Consider the following 23900-nt stretch of genomic DNA (forward strand, 5'->3'; position numbering starts at 1 on the left):
TTTAACTTATGCAAAATGATACCCCTAGGCTAAAACTAAATATTGGCAGAACAATTCTAATAGGCCTAGCTTTTATGGCTATATGCCTTTTTTGGGAAATTTATGATTCTGTAATGCCTTTGTTTTTGAGAAATTTCAAAGTTTTTGACAATAATAAGGTGTTAGTGGGCGTAGTTATGGCTTTGGATAATTTGCTTGCGCTCGTACTATTGCCTTACATGGGAAAATTATCCGACGACTTCCCAAAAATCACATCCAAACATCCCAAGCTGCAAAAATTAGGCAAAAGAATGCCTTTTATAATAGTAGGCACTGTTTTGGCGGCAATAGCATTGATGTTTGTAACTTTGGGACATGAAACACAAAATCTTATTTTGATGCTTGTCTCAACTGCGTTCTTGCTTGTGTTTATGTGTCTATATCGTTCGCCTGCCGTCGCTTTTATGCCGGACGTTACACCTAAACCTCTAAGAAGCAAAGCTAACGCCATAATTAACATAATGGGTGTTGTGGGTGGAGTTGTGGCAATGGTTTTGTCAATGATCTTCTTAAAAACCCGCACCGAATCAATCAATGGTGAAGAAGTAAAATACATCCAATATGGCATAAGCAACTGGATTTTGATGATAAGCGTAGCTGTATTGATGATTTTTGCTATGATTGTTATGATAATCAAGGTAAGAGAAAATAAGTTTGTAGAAGAAAAACAAAAAATGCTTGAAGCTGCTGGCATTGTAGAAGACGAACAAGACCTTGATGAAAAAATACAGGAAGAAATCGCAAAAAATGAAGGCGGAAGATTTAAAAAACTTGGATTAACCAAGGCGCAGCTTATAAGCTTAATACTTCTTTTGGGCGCGGCGTTTTTGTGGTTTATGGCTTATAACGGTCTGAAAACTTTTTACTCAACATTTTATCTAGAATATCTTGGTCAAAAGAATTTCCAATTGCCTATGATAATAGGTCAGGCTGCCGGATTTGTTGCTTTTATACCTGCTGGATTGCTGGGTTCAAAATTAGGCAGAAAAAAGACAGTTATGATTGGCATATCTACTTGCATAATAGGACTTTTGATTTCTTGTCTAATGGTATTCACTGTACCTAAAACCAATGTAGCTCTTGTCAACATACTTATGATTGTGGTGTTTATCTTTGTGGGCATAGGCTGGGCAACAATAAATGTGCATTCTTATGTTATGAGCGTAGAAATGGCAAATAAAAACAATACCGGCGTATTTACAGGATTGTATTACAGCTTCACAATGACCGCACAAATGATAACTCCCATTGTAGTAGGTGGAATAATTGACGTTTTGGATATTAGATTTATGTTCCCTTACGCAACTATACTTATGGCTTTGGCTTTGGTAGTAATGACATTTGTTAAACACGGAAATTCTACACCAATAGCCAAAAAAGGCTTAGAACTATTGGCTGGTGAAGAAGATTAATTAGAAAAAACTTTAAAACTCTGTTAAATATAAAAATTAAAGCCTCTTGAAAAAATGCTAAAACAAGAGGCTTTTTTGTCTTAAAAAAGACAAAAATTTATTTTCTAGACAAAGCCAAAAAATACTTTTCTTTTGTGTCTATGTATTTTTTTATACGTTTGCTGACCTCATCATTAGGACTTTCTATCAGTTCTTTATGTGCTTGATCTACCTGTTTTTTTAGTTCACTTATATCATCCATGACAAGTTTTATCCTTTAAAATAAATAAGTTTTTGGGTTAATATTATTTGAAAAATCCCTATTTTTTATACTGACGGAAAAAATGCCTGTTTAAAGACTTAATTTTTCAAATAAAGTCTTTAGCTAGTAAAAACATTTTGAGAGAATTTAGCCTATTTACAGCCGTTTTTTCATATATTGGATTTTTGTGCGTTTTAATATGCTTTGCTCCCAAGTCGATTTGTGGTATAATTAATATAATATTTTCTTGATTAATTGGAGCGATAATATGGCAATAAATGATCCTAACGATAGAAACAGCACCAAGGTAACGGCTGCATATGATGAAAGCGGGATTCAGGTCTTAGAGGGGCTTGAACCTGTAAGAAAACGTCCTGGAATGTATATAGGTTCTACTGACGAACATGGACTTCATCATCTTGTATATGAAATTGTGGATAACAGTGTGGATGAGGCCTTGGCAGGATATTGCACTAAAATTATAGTCGATATCAACAAAGACGGCTCATGTGCGGTTACAGATAACGGAAGAGGTATTCCTACAGGAATTCATAAAACCGAAAAAGTTTCGGCTGTTGAAGTCGTGCTGACTAAGCTGCATGCAGGCGGAAAGTTCGGAAGCGGCAGCTATAAAGTAAGCGGCGGATTGCATGGCGTGGGATTGTCTGTTGTCAATGCGCTAAGCGAATGGCTTGTTGTAGAAGTTCATCAAAACGGAAAAAAATATCTTCAAAATTATAATAGAGGAATTCCTCAAAGAAGTCTGCAAGAAATCGGCAAGGCCGATGATACCGGTACTAAAGTAATATTTATGCCGGACGCAGATATATTTGAAACGACTATTTTTTCATATGATGTTTTAAAAACCCGCCTAAGAGAAGTTGCTTATCTAAATAAAGGACTAACTATTGTTCTTAATGACTATAGAATAGGAATGGAGCGTTCTGATACTTTCTATTTTGAAGGCGGTATTGTTGACTTTTTAAAATATCTAAACCGCTCTAAGGAAACCCTCTTTGATGAACCGCTTTATATGAATTATAGTTATGACGAAGGCGAAGTTGAGATTGCAATGCAATACAACGACAGCTATAACGAAGTTGTTTATACCTATGCCAACAACATAAACACTGAAGAAGGCGGTACTCATCTGGTTGGTTTTAAAAACGCTCTTACCAAAGTCATAAATGATTATGGAAAAAGATTAGGTCTTTTAAAAGATGATGATAAGCTAAGCGGTGAAGATGTAAGAGAAGGTATTTGCGCAATTATAAGCGTAAAACTTCTTAACCCTCAATTTGAAGGTCAGACCAAAACCAAGCTTGGTAATTCAGAGATAAGAAGCCTTGTTGAACGCGCAGTAAATGAAGGCTTGGGAACATATCTTGAAGAAAATCCTCAGAAAACTAAAGAGCTAGTAATAAAATGCCTAACAGCACAGCGTGCAAGAGAAGCAGCAAGAACAGCTAGGGATTTGACCAGAAGAAAATCTGTTTTGGAATCTACAACTTTGCCTGGAAAACTTGCTGATTGTACAGAAACTGACGCATCTTTGTGCGAAATCTATATAGTCGAGGGTGATTCCGCAGGCGGTACAGCAAAACAAGGCAGAGACAGAAGATTTCAGGCTATATTGCCTTTGAGAGGTAAAATTCTCAACGTTGAAAAGGCAAGACTTGACAAAGTTTTGGAAAATGAAGAAATCAAAAATATGATCACAGCGTTTGGCTGCGGAGTATCCGAAGAATTCGACGAAAGCAAGCTTAGATACAATCGAATAATCTGCATGACTGATGCCGATGTCGACGGAAGCCATATAAGAATTTTGCTTTTGACTTTCTTCTTTAGATATATGCGTCCTCTGATAGAAAAAGGTCATGTGTATATTGCACAGCCTCCGCTTTATAAAATCAGCAAAAGCGGAAAAGACATTTATTGCTATTCTGATAAAGAGCTTGAAGATACACTCAATCAGCTTGGAAGAAAGAATACAGTAGTTCAAAGATACAAAGGTTTGGGCGAAATGGATGCCGAACAGCTCTGGCACACTACAATGAATCCCGAAACCAGAACAATGCTTCAAGTATCATTAGAAGACGCATTTGAAGCTGACGAGTTATTTACTGTGCTTATGGGTGAAGAACCTGAACTTAGACGAAAGTTTATAGAAGACAACGCTAAGCTCGTCAAAGAACTGGATATTTAATTTTGGATAAGGTAAGGTATAAGATATAATGGCTAAGAAAAAAAATGTAGTTAATGCTCTAGATAAAGAAGAGTTTAAAAAAGTTCTTGATAAGAGTAATATAGTCAAGGTTCAGGTCAATGACGAATTAAAAAAATCTTTTATAGCATATGCAATGGCTGTTAACGTAAGCCGTGCTATTCCTGATGTAAGAGACGGTCTAAAACCAGTTCAAAGAAGAATATTATATGCAATGAATGAATTGGGCTTGGATTATTCAAAGCCGCACAGAAAATGCGCTCGTATCGTAGGCGATGTTTTGGGTAAATATCATCCTCACGGTGACAGTGCAGTGTACTTTGCATTAGTAAGACTAGCTCAAAACTTCTCAATGCGTGCTCCCTTAGTTGATGGACATGGTAACTTTGGTTCGGTTGACGGCGATCCTCCTGCTGCTCAGAGATATACAGAAGCAAGACTTTCAAAAATAAGTGCTGAACTTTTAAGAGATATCGATAAAGAAACTGTAGATTTTTATCCCAACTTTGATGATACATTGCAGCAGCCCACGGTTTTGCCTTCTAGATTTCCCAACCTTTTGGTAAACGGTTCTGACGGTATAGCCGTAGGTATGGCTACTAATATACCTCCGCATAACCTCAACGAAGTAATTGACGGTGTTATAGCATTAATAGACAACCCTGATATTTCAATAGATGAGTTGATTCAGATTATCCCTGGTCCAGATTATCCTACAGGCGGAGTAATAATGGGCAGGGCGAACATTCGTCATGCATACAAAACAGGTCATGGCGGCGTAACCGTAAGAGCAAAGTGTGAAATAGAAGAATATGCACATGGAAAAGATGGATCGCCTACAAAAACACGCATTGTAGTTACAGAACTTCCTCATCAGGTTATAAAAGCTGAACTCATAGAAAGAATAGCTACTTTAGTTAAAGAAAAGCGCATAGAAGGTATTACAGACATAAAAGACGAATCAGACAGACAAGGTATGCGTTTTGTAATTGATCTAAAAAAAGACGCTCAGCCTTCTGTTGTTCTCAATATGTTATATAAGCATACCAACCTTCAAGTTTCTAACGGTATTACGTTTTTGGCGCTAGTACATGGCGAGCCTAAGATACTTAATCTAAAAGAAATGCTGTATTATTATCTGGAACATCAGCGTGAAGTTGTAACCAGAAGGACAGTATTTGATCTTAACAAAGCTGAAGAACGTTTCCATATAGTAGAAGGTCTTGTAAAAGCTTTGGAAAATATTGACGCGGTAGTTGATATCATTAAAAAGAGCCGCGACAGATTTGAAGCTTCAGAAAAGTTAATGTCAACCTTTATTTTATCAGACAAACAAACCAATGCTATTTTGGAAATGAGATTACAAAGACTTACTTCGCTAGAAGTCGAAAAGCTTCAAGAAGAAAAGCAGCAATTAATAGACTTGATCAATGAACTAAAGAGCATTCTCAATTCTAAAGAAAAAATTGAAAATATTATAAAAACAGAATTAACACAAATAAAAGAAACTTACGGTAATCCAAGAAGAACAGAAATTTCTCTTGATTACGGCGAAATAGATATAGCTGATATGATAGAAAAAGAAGATGTTCTTATTTCTATGACGCATTTTGGCTATATAAAACGTTTGCCTGTAACGGAATATAAGTCTCAAAGACGCGGCGGAAAAGGCGTTACAGCTCACAAACCCAAGGAAGAAGACTTTGTGGAAAACATGTTTATCACAAGCACCCATTCCGACTTGTTGTTCTTTAGCAATAAAGGCAAAGTTTACAGCCTAAAAGGCTACGAAGTGCCTGAAGCGCAAAAAACAGCAAGAGGCAGAGCTATTGTCAATTTGCTTGATTTGAGCGAAGGCGAGAAGATAACAGCTGTAATACCTCTAGAAGAGGGCATGACCAAAGGCTATCTGATAATGGCGACACGAAATGGATTAATCAAAAAGACAGCTTTAAACGAATTTGAAAGAATTAGAAAAGTAGGCAAAATCGCTATAAATCTAGTAGATAATGACGAACTTATAAGCGTACAGTTGTCCAACGGCAGAGATGAAATCTTGGTCGCTTCTGCTATGGGTAAATGCATAAGATTTAGCGAAGAAGATGTAAGAGTTATGGGCAGAGATACTCAAGGCGTAAAGAGTATGTCGCTTGACGAAGATGATTTTGTGGTAGATATGACAGTTATCAAGCCTGGACACGAAATTATAACTATTTCTGAATTTGGATATGGAAAGCGTACAGATATAGAAGAATACAGATTGCAAACACGTGCCGGAAAAGGTATAAAAGCAGGCGTATTCAATAAAAAGACAGGACAACTAGTTAACCTGAAACAGGCGCGCCCTGATGACGATATTATGCTGATTTCAGATAACGGTACAATAATTCGTATAAACTGCAAAGATGTATCCAAAATAAGCAGAGATACCCAAGGCGTAAGACTTATGAAAATGGAGTCCGGCAGCAAAGTTGTCTGCGTAGCAGTCACCAATGCTGAGGCTGAGGATTTATCAGACAACACACAAGAATAAATCAATAAAAAAACGAGCTTGATTTTAAGCTCGTTTTTTTAATTTAAATTTGTTAGCTTTGAGAATAGGTCTGTCCTTCTTTGTCTGTGGGAGGGAATCTGTTACCCTTTTCCATAGTTACAAATGCGCCAGTACCCTGACCGTCTGTATCTATCAATTCGTACTCACCGGATGCAGGGCAGTTTTCTCCCGGTTTAAATTTTTGTTGATTAGCCATTTTGGTCCTCCTAAAATATTAAAATTAAGGCTTTTGCCTTTATTTCACTAATAGTATTTTCAAAATTTTAAATTTTATTTATTAAGATGAATTTTTTTTAAACCCAAAAACTCAAAATTGACAAGATTGACATTAAATATATTAAAAGTTATAATAATTTGTACTTTAATTTGGTAATAATTTAATTTAAGGAAAATCTAATGGAATACAAACAACTTATTTCTCAATTAATATGTGATAATCTCGAAGTTTCAGGCATAAATCAAGAGGAAATTCAAAATTCTATCAATGTCCCGCCTGAACCTAACTTGGGCGACTATGCTTTGCCTTGTTTCAAGTTTTCCAAAATTTTGCGCTCGTCGCCAGTAAATATAGCCAACTCTTTGGCACAAAAAATTAATGCTGCCACTCTTCCTTCATTCTTAAAAAGCGTTACAGCAGTAAACGGTTATCTTAATTTCTTTATTGACCGTACAAAATACGTTCAAGATGTGATTGAAAGCAAAAAAGACGGCTTGCAAAAACAAGATATAGGCAATGGCAAAGTAATATGCTTAGATTATTCATCTATAAATATCGCCAAACACTTTCATATGGGACATCTTTCTACCACAGCGATAGGCGGTTCGCTTTATAGAATATTTAATTATCTTGGATATAAAGCAATAGGCATCAATCACTTAGGCGATCATGGAACTCAATTCGGAAAACTCATAACCGCATACAAAAAATGGGGCGATCCAAAAATTTTGGAAGAAAGGGGTTTGGATGAGCTTTTAGATTTGTATGTACGTTATCACGATGAAGCTGATAAAAATCCCAAGCTTGATGACGAAGCAAGAGAGTGGTCCAAAAAGATCGAAATGCATGACGACGAAGCCGTAACTATTTATCAAAACTTCAAAAAAATTACTCTTGATAATATCGGCAAGATATATGAAAGATTAGGCATAACCTTTGATTCATACCTTGGTGAAAGCTTTTTTATAGATAAGGTTGAACCTGTCGTCAAGACCTTGGAACAAAAAAATCTACTAGTTGAAAGCGACGGCGCAAAAGTCGTAATGCTTGACGAATATGATATGCCGCCTTGCTTAATTTTGCGAAGCGATGGGGCAAGTCTTTATGCTACGCGTGATATTGCGACAGCAATTTACCGCAAGCAGACTTATGATTTTTATAAATGTCTTTATGTTGTAGCTTATCAGCAAAATCTGCATTTTAGGCAGTTTTTTAAAGTACTTGAACTAATGGGCTATGAGTGGGCAAAGGATCTTGTTCATGTTGCTTACGGAATGGTAAGCATGGAAGACGGTTCGATGTCCACAAGAAGCGGAAAACTTATTAAACTTTCAGATGTTTTGGATAAAGCGGTACAAAAGACCAAAAGCATAATAATGCAAAAAAGTCCAGACGCAGATAATATAGACGAAACAGCCGAAGCTGTGGGCGTAGGCGCTGTTATATTCTCTTCCTTGTGCAATTCGAAGATTAAAGACATTGTCTTTTCATGGGACAGGGTACTTAACTTTGATGGGGAAACGGGGCCTTATCTGCAATATACACATGCAAGATGCTGCAGCGTTCTAAAAAAAGCGGGCGTGGATTATAATAACTATGAACTGTCCAAAGAACTACAAGAAGTACAGGCTGATTATAGTTCTTTGATGGATGATAATTCATTGACATTAGTTAAAAATATTGATGCCTTCCCTGATCAAATAGTTCTGGCTTCTCAAAATTACGAACCGTCAATAATCGCACGCGCAATAATTGATATAGCGCAAGGTTATAATAAATTTTATTTTGATTATAAGATTATTGATGATGATTTAAGAGTTCAAAAAGCTAGAGTATTGCTGACAATGGCAGTAAAAAACTGTCTAAAAACTGGCATGGAATTACTTCTTTTAAAACCGCTAGAAAAGATGTAAATAACCATGGAAATATTGACGCTTAATATCTCGCATTATAAACAAGTCCTTGCCTTCTATCAAGCTCAGCTTGAGTTTTTAGAACGCAAGGAGTTTTTCTATCCTTACGAAGATAATGATCTAAAAATGATTTTGGATAATGGAGGAATAATGCTAGGGGCGTTGGATAATGGCAATATTGTGGGATTAAGCGCTGTTGACTATGATCCAATTTATGCACAATATTTAAAACAAGTCGTCAATACTTTTTATCCTTATGTGGATCAAAATACAATGGTCTACGAATATTCTGGCGTAATGACTGATGCCCGTTATCGCAATAAGGGTATAGCGTCAATGCTGTATCAGCAATTAATGCAAAAGGTCAAAAAAAATATCTGCCTTTGTGCTGTTATTCAGCTAGAAAACCAGGCAAGTCTTTCTTTTTTCTTTAAAAGAAATTTTAGGCTTGTTTCTGTAAACCGCGATCATAACATAGATTTTGGATATCTGATCAAATTTACGGATAAAGAATTTCCTGTTGACCAAAACGATTTTTTAGAAATATATTGTCTAGATTTTACAAAATATCGAAAATATCTAAACCGAGGTTATGCTGGCGTATATTTTGAAAATAACAAAATCAAAATGTGCAAGGTCATTTAATTCCAAAAAACTACATTTATTTTAATTTCTTTTTTTAATAAAATTCTAAATTCCGGACAAGCCAAATATATTTAGTTATATGGATATTATATTTTACATAGAGATAGCAACTTCTATGATTTTAGGCATAGCATTGATATCTTTTTCGTGCTGGCTTTTAAAAATCAAAAGCAAAGGGTTTTGGGGTGTGATAATTAATGCTATTATGGGCTGCTTGATGCTTTTTCTTTTCAACCTCTTTGGACTGACGGCTTTGCCTATTAATCCGCTAAATGTATTTATAACTTCGATTTTTGGCATATTTGGCATAGTTTTGCTATATCTTATAATAACATTTTTATAAGAGGGTAAAATTTATGGCTGATGACAACGATATAATGGAATTTGATGAAGAGCAATATCTAATAAAATTATATGAAGATGACGCAAATCAAGATATATATGCGTCTGATAATATAATTTTTCAAGATCATTTAGATGAAAAAGATGTTTTAGTTACAACATCACTAGAAGACCAAACTATAATAGCTTCAACACCAAATCAATTTGATGATGTAAATGAAGATGTTTTAAATGAAACTATTCCAGCAAGCTCAGAACAAAAACAGGAAGCTGATACATCTTTGGACGAACAGCCCATAGATATACCAGCTTCGATTAATCACGATGAAACGATTCAAGTTTCAAATATATCCAAAACAAAATCTTTATTATCTCCATATAAAATTAGAGGAGAGCAAAAAAAGTAAATTATTTTTTATAAATGATATTTCTTATATCTTGGCATGCTGTTTTTATGCGTGGATTGTTTTTGAGTTCTGCAGCTATCTTATCGCGTGCATACATGATAGTAGTATGATCGCGACCGCCAAATATCTGTCCTATAGTAGCTAAAGGCATAGACAAAATTTCAGTTATAAGATAAATACACATTTGTCTTGGATAGACAATTTCTTTGTTTTTCTTTTTGCTAAACAGATCTTCTTTCGTAACCTTATAATATCTGCAGCATGTATCAATAATAACATCAATTGACAAAGCTTCATTGGCTTCGCCTGTGCTGTCTTTTAGCACTTTTGCAGCAAGTTCTACTGTAAGAGGTTCTTCAAATAACTTTGAATGGAAATAAACTCTAGTCAAGTTTTCTTCCAAAACTCTAACGTTTGAATCGTTTTGTTCAGCGATATATGCCAAAACATCATCCGAAATATTATAGTTTTGAATTAATGCTTTCTTTTGCAAAATAGCAAGCCTTGTTTCAAAATCTGGAGGCTGAATATCAGCTATAAGTCCCCATCCAAAACGGCTTCTTAATCTCTCTTCCAAAGGATTTATTTCTTTGGGCGGACGATCGCTGGAAATAATAATTTGCTTGCCCTTGTCATGCAAATCATTAAAAGTATGAAAAAACTCTTCTTGAGTGCTTGTCTTATTGGCAATAAACTGTATATCATCCACCATCAAAATATCAATATTTCTATAGCGGTTTCTAAAATTCATCGAGTTGCTGCGATCTTTGTTTCCTGAACGAATAGAATCAATAAGTTCGTTCATAAAGCGTTCGCATGTAACATACAAAACCTTTAATTCAGGACGTTTTTGAGTTATATAATTGCCTACGGCATGCATAATGTGAGTCTTTCCAAGTCCGACTCCCCCATAAATGAATAACGGGTTATATGAATTTCCTGTGTTTTCAGTTACAGCTCGCGCCGCAGCATAAACAAATTGGTTGCTTTTTCCAACTACAAAATTATCAAATGTGTATTTTGGATTAAATATGCTTGATGTCGGCTGTTCTACAGGATTAGGAGATAAGTCCAAAAATTCATCAGGCTTGCTTATAAATTCATCCTTTTCAGCAGAAGTTATGACAAGCGCACTTAGATGAGGATATCTCTTAGCTATAGCCGCATTTATTTGCTTTAGATAATTTTTCACTATAACAGCCTTATTAGCGTTAGTTTCACACATCAAAACAAGCTTCTCATCTTTTACAGTTAGAGGCTTCATTGATTTTATAAAGACGTCAAAGCTTACTGCAGAAATAGCAGTTTCTAGTTCCTGCAATATTTCATTCCATAACTCGTCGTATTCACTTTTTTGGTTTTGACTTTGTTCTAAATCAAAATCGTTCATTGAAATATACCCTTCTAAAATTACTTAAAAAATACCCGATATATATTTAATATAACTATATAAACTAAACTCAATTGGGGTAAAAATTATTATACTATTTAAGACATTTATTTTCAACTAAAACTTCCTTTTTGTTTTATTTATTATTTATTGGTAAATATATTTGACACATATATACCGCTGTGATATTATAATGATGTATGAATAGTTGTTCATATATTCAACAAATAAAGGAGACACGATATGCATAATTGCCAGGAAGTAAAACAAATCAAAATACCGTTTTCAGATCAGACGGTAGATGTAATGGCAGGATTTTTAAAAGCATTATCTGATCCTACAAGGCTTAAGATTATGCTTTTGTTGTCAATTTCAGACGGGCTTAATGTATGCGATATTGCTAATAATCTGGAGATGACTCATTCGGCAGTAAGCCATCAATTGGGTATGCTAAAGAGAATGCGACTTTTATATTCCAAAAAACAGGGGAAAAATGTCGCTTACTTTTTGGCTGACGATCATATTTATTCAATAATCAATTCAGCTTCGGACCATGCTCAAGAAATAGTTAATTAGGTAAAAGGAAAAGAACTTATGAAAAAGGTTTATAAAATTACTGAAATAGACTGTGCTGTATGTGCAGGCAAAGTAGAACAAGAACTAAAAAAACTCAAAGAGTTAAAAAATGTGTCTTATAATTTTCCCGCTCAAAAACTGTTCTTTGAATATGATGATAATCTTGACCAAAAGGAAATATTTCATTTAATCTCCAAAACAGTAAAAACATTAGAACCGCAAGCTGTTATACAAGACACCGAGGCAAAAAAACAAGACGCGATAGAGACAAAAAAACACATTTTCTCTTTGGACAATTTTATTAAGCTGATAGGCTTAGTTTTCTTAATCGTTTGGTTTGCTTTTGAACTTAGCGGTTTTTTGGATGGAATATATCTGATTATTGGATATCTTATAGCATATCTTATGATTTCTTACAATGTGTTGTATAAGTTTTTCAAAAACCTGTTTAGGTTAAGGCTTTTTGATGAAAACTTTCTTATGACGATCGCTACTATAGGCGCATTTATACTGGGAGAATATTTTGAAGGCGTAACTATAATGCTTTTTTATCAAATAGGTGAGTTTCTGCAGGATTTGGCTGTAAATAAAAGCCGAGATCATATAAAATCACTTATCGGAAATCATGAACACGTTATAACGTTTTTTGACCAAAATAACAATACGCAAACCACACATCCAGACAATATAAAAGTTGGAGACAAAATATTGCTAAAAGCAGGCGAAATGGCGGCTTTAGACGGTGTTGTAGTCGAAGGAACAAGTACACTCGATACTTCTTCCCTGACAGGAGAAAGTTTGCCAAAAACCGTTATTCCAGGGGATGAAATACTTTCTGGCAGCATTAATCTGCAAAACTCTCTGACAGTAAGCGTGACGCGGCTTTATAAAGAAAGTACGGCATCCAAAATTATGGAGCTTGTGGAAAAAGCTTCTTCAAAAAAATCTAAAAGCGAACAGTTTATAACCAAGTTTTCTAGAGTTTATACACCTGTGGTAGTTGGCATTGCCTTGATTATAGGACTTATAATTCCGCATATTATGCAAATGAATGCATCAATGTGGGGTACTTGGGCAAAAACAGCATTGACATTTTTGATCGTGTCTTGTCCTTGTGCGCTTGTGCTTTCTATTCCTGTAAGCTATTTTTGCGGAATAGGAGCAGCATCCAGAAACGGCGTTTTATTTAAAGGCACTGACTATCTAGAAAAGTTATCACAAATTGACACATTTATTTTTGATAAAACCGGCACTTTGACAACTGGCGTTTTTGAAGTAAGTCAAATTATCCCTTCAAAAAATTATTCACAAGACGATGTAATAACAACAGCTGCATACGCCGAAAGTTACAGTTCGCATCCGCTTGCTCGCGCTGTTATGAGAAAAGTCAATCAAAATATTGATCTTTCCAAGATCTCTGAACACAAAAGTTTTGTAGGCTTAGGCGTTAAAGCGGTGATTGATAATCATATTCATTTTGCTGGAAATTATGATTTTCTTGTTAATAACGGAGTTACTCCGGATCAAAAGCTCAATGGTTCGGTTATATATGTTGCTAAAGATAATAAGTACATTGGAGCGGTTTTGTTACAAGACACAGTAAAGCCTGAAGCAAAAGAAAGCATAAAAGAACTAAAAAATTTAGGCATAAAGCAAACAGTCATGGTAACAGGGGATAACGCGGAAGTCGCTTTGAGGGTATCCGATTTGACAGGACTTGACGAATATCATGCTCAATGCTTGCCTGAAGACAAACTCAATATTGTTGAAGGTTATATAGAAAAAGGTAAAAAGACAGCTTTTGTGGGCGAGGGCATAAACGATGTCTTAGCAATTTCGAGAGCTGATATAGGAATATCAATGGGCGCATTGGGAAGCGACGTTTCTATGGAATCATCCGATATGGTAATAATGACAGATGAACTATCCAAGCTTCCTCAAATGATTTCATTATCCAAATACACTAAATTCATAGTTTTGCTTAATATTATCTTAGTGCTTGCAGTAAAGCTTACGATAATGTTTATAAACTTTATACCTCAATTACAATCCTTATTGCTCGCAGAATTGGCCGATGTAGGAATTGCTCTTGTTGCGGTCATGATAGCACAAACAATATTAAAGTTTGGAAAAAAGAAAATAAAAATACAAAAAGAAAAACACAACTAACAAAAAACCCCTTACAAAATGTAAGGGGTTTAATTTTTTTTATAATTTTACTTATTCTTCATCAGGATCGGGATAATCTTTTTTATCAAGCTTGCCCAAATCCCATTCTTTATTATTGGAAGCTTTTAGATTTTGTAATCTTAGATATTCTGATGTTTTAGCCAGCATAGGAACCATTTCTTTATTGTCATTTTCTATGCTTTCTGCTATTTCGTTATAAGAAGAAAGATAAAAAACATAACCGCCCGCAACATCAATTCCTAAGAAATCAATTTTAATATTATAATGTGTAATAGCCTTGTATTCGCCAGTAAAATAATTTATTTTATATAATTTTCCTGTTGTAACATCAGAACTTGAATCTGAATTTGAATCTGAAGAAGTATATTCCAGATAATAAGCATCATTATCAACAACTTTTAATAATTTTGTTTTTATGCTTAAAAGTGTTGAATATGTGCTTTTTCCATATGAATATCTGTTGGTAGCTGAACCAGTTACAGCTAATGCAACAAAGTCTTCAGTGCTTCTATTATACACGATTCCAAAGACAGCATCAGGTGCATCATTTACTTTTTCAGAAAATACTTCTATAGGATTGGGCTCATAATTTTCAGAACTATAACCTACAAAACTTTGAGCATGATATGTTTTGTTTACAGAATCTTGAGTAAAGTAGAACAAATAGCCTTGAGATACTTTGTCCAGAGTATATGTTGTTTTGGTAAGAATCTTATTTCTTTCATTACCGTTAGGTCTTACTCTTTCAACTATATTTCCCGAAGTTTCTTCAGTATCATATTTTTTATCAATCTCTCTTGTATAATAAATATAATCTTCAGGCATATCTTGAGACATACCAGGGTAATAAACATCTTTTTGAGGCAATATTGCGCTTGTTACATCTTCTGCCAAAACTGTTTCTTTATAAACCTTTTTGGATGTAACTCTTACACTGTATATTTTCTTTTGACTTGCTTCATAAACAACTACATATACCGAATCACCAAACTTATAATATCCATAAACAGGCTTTGCGGATGTATCTTTAGAACGATACAAAAATTGAGTTTGCTTTCCGTCAACTCTTGTCCTATAAAAGTCAACTAGGTTATATTGAATATTTCCCTTTTTATCCTTTAATGTAGTAGGGGAAGTATAATAGATATAATCATCAATGATATAAATCCCGCCGTTGATATATCCACCGTTTGTTACAAGCTTAGACACAACGGGTTTAACAACAATTTGATCTATTTCTTGTTCTTCATCATTTTCATCTTCGTAAGTTCTTTTTTCTGTTATAAAACCGCTAAACTCATCGTTAAACTCATTATCGCTGTTATCATAAGTGGTGTAAGTACCGTAATAATCAGTTACTTCTTTTTGAGAGCCTTCAGTAAGTTTAGCATAATAAATTCCGCCTTTTACTACATCACCCCAAACATTATTTTTTCCGGTGGTGTCTGCAATAGCTTTATAACCATTAATAAAATAAATAAAATCACCCCATTGAACAGCCATACCGCCATTGCTGGTAACAGCATATTTATTGTCAGGAGTTTCATTAACATCTATTGAAGGATAACGTCCACCGCATCCTGCTAATGCGCCGAACATCATTATAAAGGCAATAAAAACAACAAAAATTTTTTTCTTCATTTTGTCCACCATATGGTAAAATCTAAACACCTTATCATAAAAATAAATTTTAAAATGCGGTACAATAAATTATACATAAGCATTCCCCAATAGTCAAACAAAATACGACTTTAACCATCTTAGTCACAAAAATCATAATATATATAATAAAGGAGAAAGCTTATGGAAAATAAAGATACTATTAAAATAACCAAAATGTCTGATTATGATAAAGAGCAGATCTTAAAAGAAATGAAAATAACAGATCCTTTTTATGATAAACCTACATATTATAATGACATTTTGACAAGACATATTCGACTTTCAAAACATATTAAAAAAAATTATACACAGTGAAATTTAAATTTTAGTTTCTTTCTATATGTTTATATTTTTTTAAATAGTAGCGTTAGTAATAGATGGGAGTTAAATTGTGGATAAATAGAGTAGAACACAAAATCGTCAAAAACATATATTCAAAAACCCTTTATATTGTATTTTATAATCTTATATTGTTGTTGAAAACTTATCAAGATTATTTAACACATTCAAAAAAGTTATCAACAGAGTTTTCAAAAGGTTAACAACTTTTCAATTTTAAATTTCAATTCAAAATTAATTTTTGCGCAAAAAGTGTTTTCAAAATCTAATTAATTAACAATTATACACATTTTCACTCACATTTTATACAGCTTTGTGGATAAATTTTTAATTATGTTATCATAACTAATGATTTATATAATTTAAATTGAAAAATACCTGTATATATGATAAAATATAAAAAAAACAGAGGAGACTGTTATGGCAATAAAAAGGGGTTTGGGCAGAGGACTTGATTCGTTGTTTGGAGATAACGATTATGCCAACAAAATGCAGACTGTTGAAGTAATAGAACAAGAAAGTGAAGTTGAAATTGATAAGATATTTCCTAACCCTAATCAGCCTAGAAAAACTTTTGATGAGCAGGCTCTTAATGAACTTGCTGATTCTATAAAAATTCATGGCGTTATACAGCCTCTCATTGTTACAAAAAGAGATGACAGATATATGATAATCGCAGGAGAACGCAGATGGCGAGCTTCCAAAATTGCTGGTCTGTTAAAAGTTCCGGCTATCATAAAAGATTATTCTGATCAAAAAGTAAGCGAAATTTCTTTGATTGAAAACTTACAAAGAGAAGATCTCAATCCTATAGAAGCAGCAAAAGCAATAAAGCAATTAATGAATGAATATAACTACACTCAAGAAAAAGTTGCAGAAAGATTGGGTAAAAGCCGTCCTGCTATAACAAATACTTTAAGACTTCTAACTCTTAACAAAGAGATAATAGATATGATTTTGAAGGGAAGTCTTAGTGCAGGTCACGCACGCGCACTTTTAGCAATAGAAGATCAAGAAGGACAGCTCAAGCTAGCCAAAATTGCAGTTGAAAAGCAAATGTCGGTTAGAGATCTTGAAAGTGCGGTAAAAAAGTATTTAGCGCCCAAACCTGAACCTAAACCTGCACCTGAACAGAGTTTAGAATTAAAAGAACTTATATATGATATGCAAAGAGTTTTTGCAACCAAAGTTACAGCTATAGGAAACGATGCAAAAGGTAGAATATATATAGATTATTTTTCAAGAGACGATCTTGAAAGAATATGCGAACTGATAGAAGATTTAAAAAAGAAGATATAAAAGAAAAAAATGTTTCACGTGAAACATTTTTTTAATCGTTTTTTAATCGATATCTAATTATTGGTTAATTGACCGCTGATATAATGTTATTGTCGGAAGCGGAATTGTATATTTTTTGCAGACTTATGTGAACTCTGATGCTTTTGTTGACAGCCTGAGCAATCTTATCAGCAAGTTTATATACAAATCCTAACTTAGCAGTTTGAAAATTATTAGAACTATTGGAAGCAACACAAGCTGAGATTCCCAAAGAACCGGCTTTTGGCAGCTTATGACCGACAAAAGAGCCAGGATAAATACCCGATGTTAGCTTGATTGTTCCGATATCTTCTGGATTTCCTATGCTGGCATCAATAGCCCAAATTTTTTGGTTTGGATGGCGTATCTTGATAAAGTCTAATGTTGTTTGAAGATTTTGAGCTGTAACTGGAAGATTTAGCGTACCATAGACATAACAAGGTGTGTTATAAATATTTACAAGAAGATGGCCGCATAATGGACCTAAGCAGTCACCAGTTATACGATCGCTGCCTATACATAAAATAACAGGCAATGTTTTAAAAAGCCTAAGCTTTTTTAAAAGCATGTCAGCTAGACTTGTGTAATCTGATTCAAAAGAAAATGCAGTCGTTTTCATAAACATTAGATAGTATAATAAATTTGATATAAGGGAATTATTCCCACATAGATAAAAAAAATACGTTAGATTAGGGCAAAAGGAGGCTTCTAATGGCGCTAGCAATTGACGGTATAGTAATTGGCATATTATTGATTTTCACGCTTTACGGGGCGTATAAAGGCGCTTTAAAGTCAATAACCTCATTATTTGGTACAGCAATATCGTTAGTAATAGCTGTTTTGGTGGTATATTTTCTTGGAAATAAGGTTTATGAAATTGCGTTTATAAACAATTTGTTTGCTGCTGACAATGGCAGTCTTGCTTCATTTTTTTCATCAAAATTACCTGACTTTAACGGAGTAACGATAGGAGCTACACAGCAAGAAATTAATGAAGCAATTGGCGGATTGTGGAGTGTAATCGTTCCGCTGTTGACCAAGGTTATTAGTAAAATGACAGGCGGTGCTTATCAAGGGCAAACGATAAATTATGCATTAGGCAGGTTCTTAGCTCAAGTTGTATTCTATATACTTCTAGCTTTGGTAGTGTTCTTGATCTTAAGAATAATTATAAGATCATTAGAAAAGTTGATTGACAAGATCAAAGGGCAAAAGACGATCAATGATATTGATAAATTCTTTGGATTGTTTATAGGATTTATAAAAGGCGCTGTTACAGTTTCTTTATTATTGATTGTGTTTGGATTTATACTCAATTTGTCATTTATGGCGCCTGTAAAAGCAGCGTTTGAACAAACTTATGTTGCTAAAGAACTTAGCAAAATAGTTTTTGAAATAGTAAATAAAATATTTAATAATCCTAAGTTTTTGGGTGGACTAACCGGCTAGACTTATTTGGATGTTAATTAAAAAAAGGCCGCTGTCTTAATAACAGCGGCCTTTTTTTTATGTTATACATTAATAAAGGACATCAATAAAAATATGTTATACATTAATAAAGGACATCAATAAAAAGCTGTAAATTTTAATATTTTTTTCTCAAAACAGAAGGGTCTTCAATTTTGATAAAGGTGTCATTATTTCTTGTCAGATATTCTTCGGTAAATGCTTGATAAGAATAACCGCCCGAGCTCTTGGGATCATATTGCATAATGGGCATTCCATAGCTGGGTGCTTCTCCAAGTCTGATATTGCGAGGAATCTTTACTTCAAAGACTTTGTTTCCAAAATATTTATAAATTTCATCAGCTACGTTATTAACTAAGTTGGATCTTCCGTCAAACATTGTCAATAAAACACCGTCAATTTCAATAGTAGGATTGAGATGTTTTTTAACAAGTTTAATAGTATTCATTAATTGGCTCAAACCTTCCAGAGCAAAGAATTCACTTTGAATAGGAATGATTACAGAGTCGCAAGCAGTAAGAGCATTGATGGTTAGAAGACCTAGGGAAGGAGGACAATCAATGCAAATATAGTCGTAAGTATTTTTGAGCTTGTTTAAAATACCCTGCAGAAGTTTTTCGCGCTGTTCCATATAAACCATTTCAACTTCTGCGCCTGCAAGGTCGATATTAGAAGGAATGATATCCAGATTGTCAACACCCGTAGGAGCAATAACATCATCAATAGGACAATCACCCATAAGAGCATTATAGATAGATTTGGTAAGTTTGCTTTTTTGAATTCCTAGACCGCTGGTGGCGTTTCCTTGGGGATCCATATCAACAGACAAAACCTTTTTGCCCATAGCTGCAAGATATGCAGACATATTAATGCAGGTTGTTGTTTTACCCACTCCGCCTTTTTGATTGGTAAAGGCTATTATCTTTCCCATAATCGTAAAACACAATCTCCTTTGATATCAATAATTATATCATAAATATAGCATCAAAACAAATATTAATTATTAAGGAAAAATTTTAAAAAAAACAATTATCGTCAAAAAATGATACGATTTTACAAAGGATTTTTTCTGGGTTTGTTTAGCGGACGCGGATAGCCTTTTGGAGACGGTGCAATTTTATCAATCAAAACCAAAGTTCTGTGATTGCCGTTGAGATCAAATTCAATAATATCTTTGATTTTTCCACCCAAAAATTTTATGGCGTGTTTTGCCTGGTCAAGTTCTAGGCTGATGTCAGCCTTATAAAAAATAGCAGTACCGCCTATTTTTAAAAAAGGCAAAGCATATTCACATAGAACATTAAGCTGAGCAACTGCACGAGCCACAACATAGTCAAAGTCTTTTTGAGTCAAATCTTCTATGCGTGTGTGTAAAGTTTTTATATTGGCAAGTCCTAAGTTATCAATTACCTGATCCACAAATCCAATCTTTTTTAAAGATGAATCAACCAGCAAAAAATTGAGGTCAGGGCGGACAATTTTAAGAGGTATTGAAGGAAAGCCTGCGCCGCAACCTATATCCAAAACATTAGCGTTCTGTGCAATTAAATCACAAGCTGTTATGCTGTCCAAAAAGTGCTTTAGAAAAACTTCGTCTTTTTGGGTTATTGCTGTAAGATTGAACTTCTGATTTTCTTCAATCAGCATATTGAAGAAAGTTTGAAATTTTGGTTCGTTATTTACTGCGAGTGATAATTGGTCTATTTTTATCATAATTAACCTTTTTTTGTTTTTAGGTACAAGAGCAAAACATTAATATCTGCAGGATTTACGCCGCTTATTCTTGAAGCCTGACCTAGAGTAAGCGGTCTTATTTTATTCAGTTTTTGGCGCGCTTCTATTCTAAGCCCTTTCAGCGAATTATAATCCAAATCTTCAGGCAATTTTAGTTCTTCCAGCTTTTTTACATCTTCAATATTTCGTCTTGTGCGTTCAATATAGCCTTCATAACGTGTGGAGACAAGCACTTCTTGAATAACATCGGGCTGAATATCTTTAAGTTCGGGAAGTTCACGAACTATTTCCATTGTAATGTCGTTTCGTTTGAATAACTCTTTTAATGTTATGCCTGATTTTATCAATGACTGGTTAGCTTTTTCCAATAGAGGATTAATAGCTTTGGGAGAAAAACTCTTATCAAGCAAAGAGTTAAGTTGCTGTATTTTTTCAAGCTTGTCAAGATACTTTTGATATCTTTCTTGTGTAACAAGCCCAGCCTCATAACCTAGTTGGGTTAATCTAAGATCTGCATTGTCTTGACGCAAATTAAGTCTAAACTCTGCACGTGATGTCATCATTCTATATGGTTCGTTAGTGCCTTTTGTGGTAAGGTCGTCAATCAAAACGCCTATATATGCCTGGTCTCTGCCCAAAACCAAAGGCGGTTTTTTGCGAATTTTCAAAGACGCATTAAGACCTGCCATAAGACCTTGACATGCAGCTTCTTCATATCCGCTTGTACCGTTAATCTGACCTGCAAAATATAGCCCTTCTATAAATTTGCTTTCTAGAGTGGGCTTTAATGAAAGCGGATCAATACAGTCATATTCTATTGCATAAGCATCGCGCATAATATGTGCTTTTTCCAAGCCCTTGATGCTATGAACTATTTTTTCTTGAATATCTACAGGAAGAGAAGTGCTTATTCCTTGCAAATACACTTCGTCTGTGTCAAGTCCTTCTGGTTCTAGAAAAAATTGATGACGGTTTTTATCCTTAAACCTCATTATCTTATCTTCAATAGAAGGACAATACCTTGTTCCCGTTCCCTTGATAAGTCCGCTATACATAGGCGCAAGATGTATGTTTTCTCTAATAATTCTATGTGTTTCTTCATTAGTATAGCCTAAATAACAGGGCATACGGTCATATTGAACGGATTCAGACATTGCTGAAAAAGAATAGCTGGGTTCACCGTGCTGAATTTCAAATTGTGAATAATCTATTGTTTTACCGTCCAGACGGGGAGGAGTGCCTGTTTTGAATCTTCTCAATTCATGTCCAAGCTTTTGGATGCTGTCTGAAAGATGATTGGCGCGAGCAAGTCCCGAAGGACCTTTGTTTTCTATAATTGATCCTATTATCGTGTTAGATTTTAAATAGACGCCTGTCGCAACAACTACAGCATCAGCATAATATATCTGATTATATAATGTCTTTACGCCTGTAATTTTTTTGCCGTCTGTTAACAACTCTACAGCTTCCGCTTGTCTTATTCTAAGATTAGGTGTTTTTTCAAGCGTTGCTTTCATATTGGTGTGATATTTGTTTTTATCTATCTGGGCGCGTAAAGATTGAACAGCTACACCTTTACTTGTGTTTAACATTCTTAGCTGAATTAAGGATTTGTCTGCTTCTATGCCCATTTGACCGCCAAGCGCGTCTATTTCTCTAACCAAATGACCTTTGGATGTTCCGCCTATTGAAGGGTTGCATGCAAGAAGTCCGATAGAATCGAGATTGAGAATAAGCATGCATGTTTTTAGACCTGTGCGTGCGCAGGCAAGGGCAGCTTCCGCAGCTGCATGACCTCCGCCGATTACTACTGCATCAAAACGATAGTCAGAATTGTATTGATTATTATCGTCATTAATTTGTGTCATCAAAAATTTTTCCTAAAAAACAGCTTATTATAATTATTTGTTAAAGCTAAATAATTATATAACTCAATACATAAATAAAGCAACTGTCTGAATAAAGCAGTAAAAATTTTTTGATATTGATTGATAAAACCGATATAATTCCAATTAAAAACTGAGTATTAATATAAACTGTATAACAAGGATTAGAAAGAATATGAAAATGTCATTTTAACTTTTATAATGAACATCAAATTTTTTGGTGTCGTCATTATAAGCGGCAAGCAAAATCTTTTTGAGCTTTTGATTGTTTAAATCTAATTTTTTGATTATCCAATCTTTGTCTTTTCCAAGCTTTTTTAACGTGCTTTTGGAAATTTTGCCGTCAATAATGACGTTATAAGAAATAACTGCTTTATCTTTTTTTATTTTGAGATCTTCTGCGACAACTGGACTTTTATATTCATGAGGCAAAACGCTAAAAGTGCCGTTAGTTTCAAAAATTCCAAAAGCTATATCGCTAAGCGAAAAATAACCCTTTTCACGCACAAGTTCCAAAACTTCATTAACATTGAGTTTGCTTTTCTTTAGCCCCTTATAATTGATTTTGCCGTTTTCTATTATGGTTATAGGAGAGCCTTTCAAAATCTTTTCTAACAACAACCCTTTTCGCGTAAGCCATCCGATAAGAAAATCAAAAATAAAAAATATTGACATACTGATAAGATATAGATATATAGGTTTTTCTTCTAGATTGGTTGCCATTTCGGCCGCGATTGAACCAATAGATATGCCTGTAACATAACTAATAAAGTCAATTTCAGCTATTTGCTTTTTGCCTAATAGCTTGGATATTACCAAAAGATATAAAAACGCTATGGTCGCTGATAACAAAACTCTTAATATATCGTTCATAACTTATAACTTTTCCATAATTCAGGTAAATTATGTCAAAAAATGATTTTTTTAAAATTTGTGTCAAAGTTAGGTTTAAAAAAATACAATGTAAAAAGAAACAGTATTTTAGACTTTTTTGAACAAGCCCTTTCAAGATCGTGCTTTTTACATAATTTAACAAAGGAGAAGTATTATGTCAGAATATAATAAGTGCGATTGTGAAAAAGATAAGAAGATTCAACGCCATGTGCATGAAATATTAGGAAGCGTTTTAGTTGCAGAACGAAAAGAAGATGCTCATGCTCACCGTTTTGCAGGAGTTTCAGGCGAAGCTATTCCTCTTCCTAATGGAGATCATGTTCACAAAATAAAGATAAGAACAGATTTTTACGGCGATCATTATCATGAGATTTGTGGCGTATCATCTGGGGCTATAAAGGTAGGAGACAGACATGTTCATTTCGTCAAGGCAGCAACTACAGTTGATGAT

General features: G+C 34.3%; 22 protein-coding genes. 12 read left to right on the forward strand and 10 right to left on the reverse strand.

Annotated features, from left to right (window positions below; genetic code table 11):
• The first annotated feature begins 8 nt into the window (after nt 1–8).
• Nucleotides 9–1451: an MFS transporter gene (locus VIL26_01540; GenBank protein ID HEY8389626.1), complete on the forward strand. Its 1443-nt coding sequence runs from the start codon at nt 9–11 to the stop codon at nt 1449–1451.
• Between the two features lie 97 nt (nt 1452–1548).
• On the opposite strand, the gene VIL26_01545 is transcribed toward VIL26_01540, so the two are convergent.
• Nucleotides 1549–1692: a hypothetical protein gene (locus VIL26_01545; GenBank protein ID HEY8389627.1), complete on the reverse strand. Its 144-nt coding sequence runs from the start codon at nt 1690–1692 to the stop codon at nt 1549–1551.
• 268 nt (nt 1693–1960) lie between these two features.
• On the opposite strand from VIL26_01545, the gene gyrB reads away from it, so the two are divergent.
• Nucleotides 1961–3898, forward strand: coding sequence for a DNA topoisomerase (ATP-hydrolyzing) subunit B (gene gyrB / locus VIL26_01550; protein HEY8389628.1), 1938 nt, complete (start codon nt 1961–1963; stop codon nt 3896–3898).
• A 28-nt stretch (nt 3899–3926) separates the two neighbouring features.
• Complete coding sequence (gene gyrA / locus VIL26_01555) at nt 3927–6449, forward strand: DNA gyrase subunit A (GenBank protein ID HEY8389629.1); 2523 nt, start codon at nt 3927–3929, stop codon at nt 6447–6449.
• Nucleotides 6450–6501: 52 nt separating this feature from the next.
• On the opposite strand, the gene VIL26_01560 is transcribed toward gyrA, so the two are convergent.
• Nucleotides 6502–6666, reverse strand: coding sequence for a YjzC family protein (locus VIL26_01560; GenBank protein HEY8389630.1), 165 nt, complete (start codon nt 6664–6666; stop codon nt 6502–6504).
• Between the two features lie 200 nt (nt 6667–6866).
• On the opposite strand from VIL26_01560, the gene argS reads away from it, so the two are divergent.
• Together argS and VIL26_01570 are read left to right on the forward strand one after the other, a co-directional pair.
• Nucleotides 6867–8600, forward strand: coding sequence for an arginine--tRNA ligase (gene argS / locus VIL26_01565; GenBank protein HEY8389631.1), 1734 nt, complete (start codon nt 6867–6869; stop codon nt 8598–8600).
• Nucleotides 8601–8606: 6 nt separating this feature from the next.
• Nucleotides 8607–9245 carry a GNAT family N-acetyltransferase gene (locus tag VIL26_01570; protein HEY8389632.1) on the forward strand — a complete coding sequence of 213 codons (639 nt, stop codon included), beginning with the start codon at nt 8607–8609 and terminating at the stop codon, nt 9243–9245.
• A gap of 93 nt (nt 9246–9338) precedes the next feature.
• On the opposite strand, the gene VIL26_01575 is transcribed toward VIL26_01570, so the two are convergent.
• Nucleotides 9339–9545, reverse strand: a complete 207-nt coding sequence (locus tag VIL26_01575; GenBank protein ID HEY8389633.1) for a hypothetical protein — start codon at nt 9543–9545, stop codon at nt 9339–9341.
• A 56-nt stretch (nt 9546–9601) separates the two neighbouring features.
• Between VIL26_01575 and VIL26_01580 the strand changes: the two genes are divergently transcribed.
• The gene (locus VIL26_01580) at nt 9602–9994 is read left to right on the forward strand and encodes a hypothetical protein (GenBank protein ID HEY8389634.1); all 393 of its coding nucleotides are present in this window, start codon (nt 9602–9604) and stop codon (nt 9992–9994) included.
• Between the two features lies 1 nt (nt 9995).
• On the opposite strand, the gene dnaA is transcribed toward VIL26_01580, so the two are convergent.
• On the reverse strand, nt 9996–11384 hold the full coding sequence (gene dnaA, locus VIL26_01585) for a chromosomal replication initiator protein DnaA (GenBank protein HEY8389635.1): 1389 nt from the start codon (nt 11382–11384) through the stop codon (nt 9996–9998).
• 243 nt (nt 11385–11627) lie between these two features.
• Here dnaA and VIL26_01590 point away from each other — a divergent pair, with 243 nt between their 5' ends.
• Both VIL26_01590 and VIL26_01595 read left to right on the forward strand, forming a co-directional pair.
• The gene (locus VIL26_01590; GenBank protein HEY8389636.1) at nt 11628–11960 is read left to right on the forward strand and encodes a metalloregulator ArsR/SmtB family transcription factor; all 333 of its coding nucleotides are present in this window, start codon (nt 11628–11630) and stop codon (nt 11958–11960) included.
• An 18-nt stretch (nt 11961–11978) separates the two neighbouring features.
• Nucleotides 11979–14129: a heavy metal translocating P-type ATPase gene (locus VIL26_01595; GenBank protein ID HEY8389637.1), complete on the forward strand. Its 2151-nt coding sequence runs from the start codon at nt 11979–11981 to the stop codon at nt 14127–14129.
• A 51-nt stretch (nt 14130–14180) separates the two neighbouring features.
• On the opposite strand, the gene VIL26_01600 is transcribed toward VIL26_01595, so the two are convergent.
• Nucleotides 14181–15791: a hypothetical protein gene (locus VIL26_01600; protein HEY8389638.1), complete on the reverse strand. Its 1611-nt coding sequence runs from the start codon at nt 15789–15791 to the stop codon at nt 14181–14183.
• Between the two features lie 162 nt (nt 15792–15953).
• Between VIL26_01600 and VIL26_01605 the strand changes: the two genes are divergently transcribed.
• Together VIL26_01605 and VIL26_01610 are read left to right on the forward strand one after the other, a co-directional pair.
• Nucleotides 15954–16127, forward strand: a complete 174-nt coding sequence (locus VIL26_01605; protein ID HEY8389639.1) for a hypothetical protein — start codon at nt 15954–15956, stop codon at nt 16125–16127.
• A 444-nt stretch (nt 16128–16571) separates the two neighbouring features.
• A complete protein-coding gene (locus tag VIL26_01610; protein HEY8389640.1) occupies nt 16572–17450 on the forward strand; it encodes a ParB/RepB/Spo0J family partition protein in 879 nt (292 codons plus the stop codon).
• 64 nt (nt 17451–17514) lie between these two features.
• Here the strand turns inward: VIL26_01610 and yyaC are convergent, their stop codons facing one another.
• A complete protein-coding gene (yyaC, locus tag VIL26_01615) occupies nt 17515–18087 on the reverse strand; it encodes a spore protease YyaC (protein ID HEY8389641.1) in 573 nt (190 codons plus the stop codon).
• Nucleotides 18088–18179: 92 nt separating this feature from the next.
• Here yyaC and VIL26_01620 point away from each other — a divergent pair, with 92 nt between their 5' ends.
• Complete coding sequence (locus VIL26_01620) at nt 18180–18917, forward strand: CvpA family protein (GenBank protein HEY8389642.1); 738 nt, start codon at nt 18180–18182, stop codon at nt 18915–18917.
• Nucleotides 18918–19053: 136 nt separating this feature from the next.
• On the opposite strand, the gene VIL26_01625 is transcribed toward VIL26_01620, so the two are convergent.
• The 4 genes from VIL26_01625 to VIL26_01640 form a co-directional block, all read right to left on the reverse strand.
• Nucleotides 19054–19866 (reverse strand): AAA family ATPase, encoded by an 813-nt coding sequence (locus VIL26_01625; protein HEY8389643.1) that lies wholly within the window; start codon nt 19864–19866, stop codon nt 19054–19056.
• A gap of 122 nt (nt 19867–19988) precedes the next feature.
• The gene (gene rsmG, locus VIL26_01630; GenBank protein ID HEY8389644.1) at nt 19989–20648 is read right to left on the reverse strand and encodes a 16S rRNA (guanine(527)-N(7))-methyltransferase RsmG; all 660 of its coding nucleotides are present in this window, start codon (nt 20646–20648) and stop codon (nt 19989–19991) included.
• Nucleotides 20649–20650: 2 nt separating this feature from the next.
• Entirely contained in the window at nt 20651–22537 is a 1887-nt protein-coding gene (mnmG, locus tag VIL26_01635; protein HEY8389645.1) for a tRNA uridine-5-carboxymethylaminomethyl(34) synthesis enzyme MnmG, read from the reverse strand.
• A 207-nt stretch (nt 22538–22744) separates the two neighbouring features.
• Nucleotides 22745–23428 (reverse strand): DUF421 domain-containing protein, encoded by a 684-nt coding sequence (locus VIL26_01640; GenBank protein HEY8389646.1) that lies wholly within the window; start codon nt 23426–23428, stop codon nt 22745–22747.
• A 175-nt stretch (nt 23429–23603) separates the two neighbouring features.
• On the opposite strand from VIL26_01640, the gene VIL26_01645 reads away from it, so the two are divergent.
• The coding region (locus VIL26_01645) for a YmaF family protein (protein ID HEY8389647.1) at nt 23604–23900 on the forward strand (297 nt) is incomplete at its 3' end.

The organism is Clostridia bacterium, from assembly GCA_036562685.1.
GTDB lineage: Bacteria > Bacillota > Clostridia > Christensenellales > DUVY01 > DUVY01.

Coding starts and splice junctions, on each gene's coding strand:
- VIL26_01620 (HEY8389642.1), top strand. CDS start 18,180: ATGGCGCTAGCAATTGACGGTATAGTAATTGGCATATTATTGATTTTC.
- gyrA (HEY8389629.1), top strand. CDS start 3,927: ATGGCTAAGAAAAAAAATGTAGTTAATGCTCTAGATAAAGAAGAGTTT.
- mnmG (HEY8389645.1), bottom strand. CDS start 22,537: ATGACACAAATTAATGACGATAATAATCAATACAATTCTGACTATCGT.
- VIL26_01545 (HEY8389627.1), bottom strand. CDS start 1,692: ATGGATGATATAAGTGAACTAAAAAAACAGGTAGATCAAGCACATAAA.
- rsmG (HEY8389644.1), bottom strand. CDS start 20,648: ATGATAAAAATAGACCAATTATCACTCGCAGTAAATAACGAACCAAAA.
- VIL26_01560 (HEY8389630.1), bottom strand. CDS start 6,666: ATGGCTAATCAACAAAAATTTAAACCGGGAGAAAACTGCCCTGCATCC.
- VIL26_01575 (HEY8389633.1), bottom strand. CDS start 9,545: ATGCCAAAAATCGAAGTTATAAATACATTTAGCGGATTAATAGGCAAA.
- VIL26_01600 (HEY8389638.1), bottom strand. CDS start 15,791: ATGAAGAAAAAAATTTTTGTTGTTTTTATTGCCTTTATAATGATGTTC.
- VIL26_01570 (HEY8389632.1), top strand. CDS start 8,607: ATGGAAATATTGACGCTTAATATCTCGCATTATAAACAAGTCCTTGCC.
- gyrB (HEY8389628.1), top strand. CDS start 1,961: ATGGCAATAAATGATCCTAACGATAGAAACAGCACCAAGGTAACGGCT.
- yyaC (HEY8389641.1), bottom strand. CDS start 18,087: ATGAAAACGACTGCATTTTCTTTTGAATCAGATTACACAAGTCTAGCT.
- VIL26_01540 (HEY8389626.1), top strand. CDS start 9: ATGCAAAATGATACCCCTAGGCTAAAACTAAATATTGGCAGAACAATT.
- dnaA (HEY8389635.1), bottom strand. CDS start 11,384: ATGAACGATTTTGATTTAGAACAAAGTCAAAACCAAAAAAGTGAATAC.
- VIL26_01595 (HEY8389637.1), top strand. CDS start 11,979: ATGAAAAAGGTTTATAAAATTACTGAAATAGACTGTGCTGTATGTGCA.
- VIL26_01610 (HEY8389640.1), top strand. CDS start 16,572: ATGGCAATAAAAAGGGGTTTGGGCAGAGGACTTGATTCGTTGTTTGGA.
- VIL26_01625 (HEY8389643.1), bottom strand. CDS start 19,866: ATGGGAAAGATAATAGCCTTTACCAATCAAAAAGGCGGAGTGGGTAAA.
- VIL26_01590 (HEY8389636.1), top strand. CDS start 11,628: ATGCATAATTGCCAGGAAGTAAAACAAATCAAAATACCGTTTTCAGAT.
- VIL26_01605 (HEY8389639.1), top strand. CDS start 15,954: ATGGAAAATAAAGATACTATTAAAATAACCAAAATGTCTGATTATGAT.
- argS (HEY8389631.1), top strand. CDS start 6,867: ATGGAATACAAACAACTTATTTCTCAATTAATATGTGATAATCTCGAA.
- VIL26_01580 (HEY8389634.1), top strand. CDS start 9,602: ATGGCTGATGACAACGATATAATGGAATTTGATGAAGAGCAATATCTA.
- VIL26_01640 (HEY8389646.1), bottom strand. CDS start 23,428: ATGAACGATATATTAAGAGTTTTGTTATCAGCGACCATAGCGTTTTTA.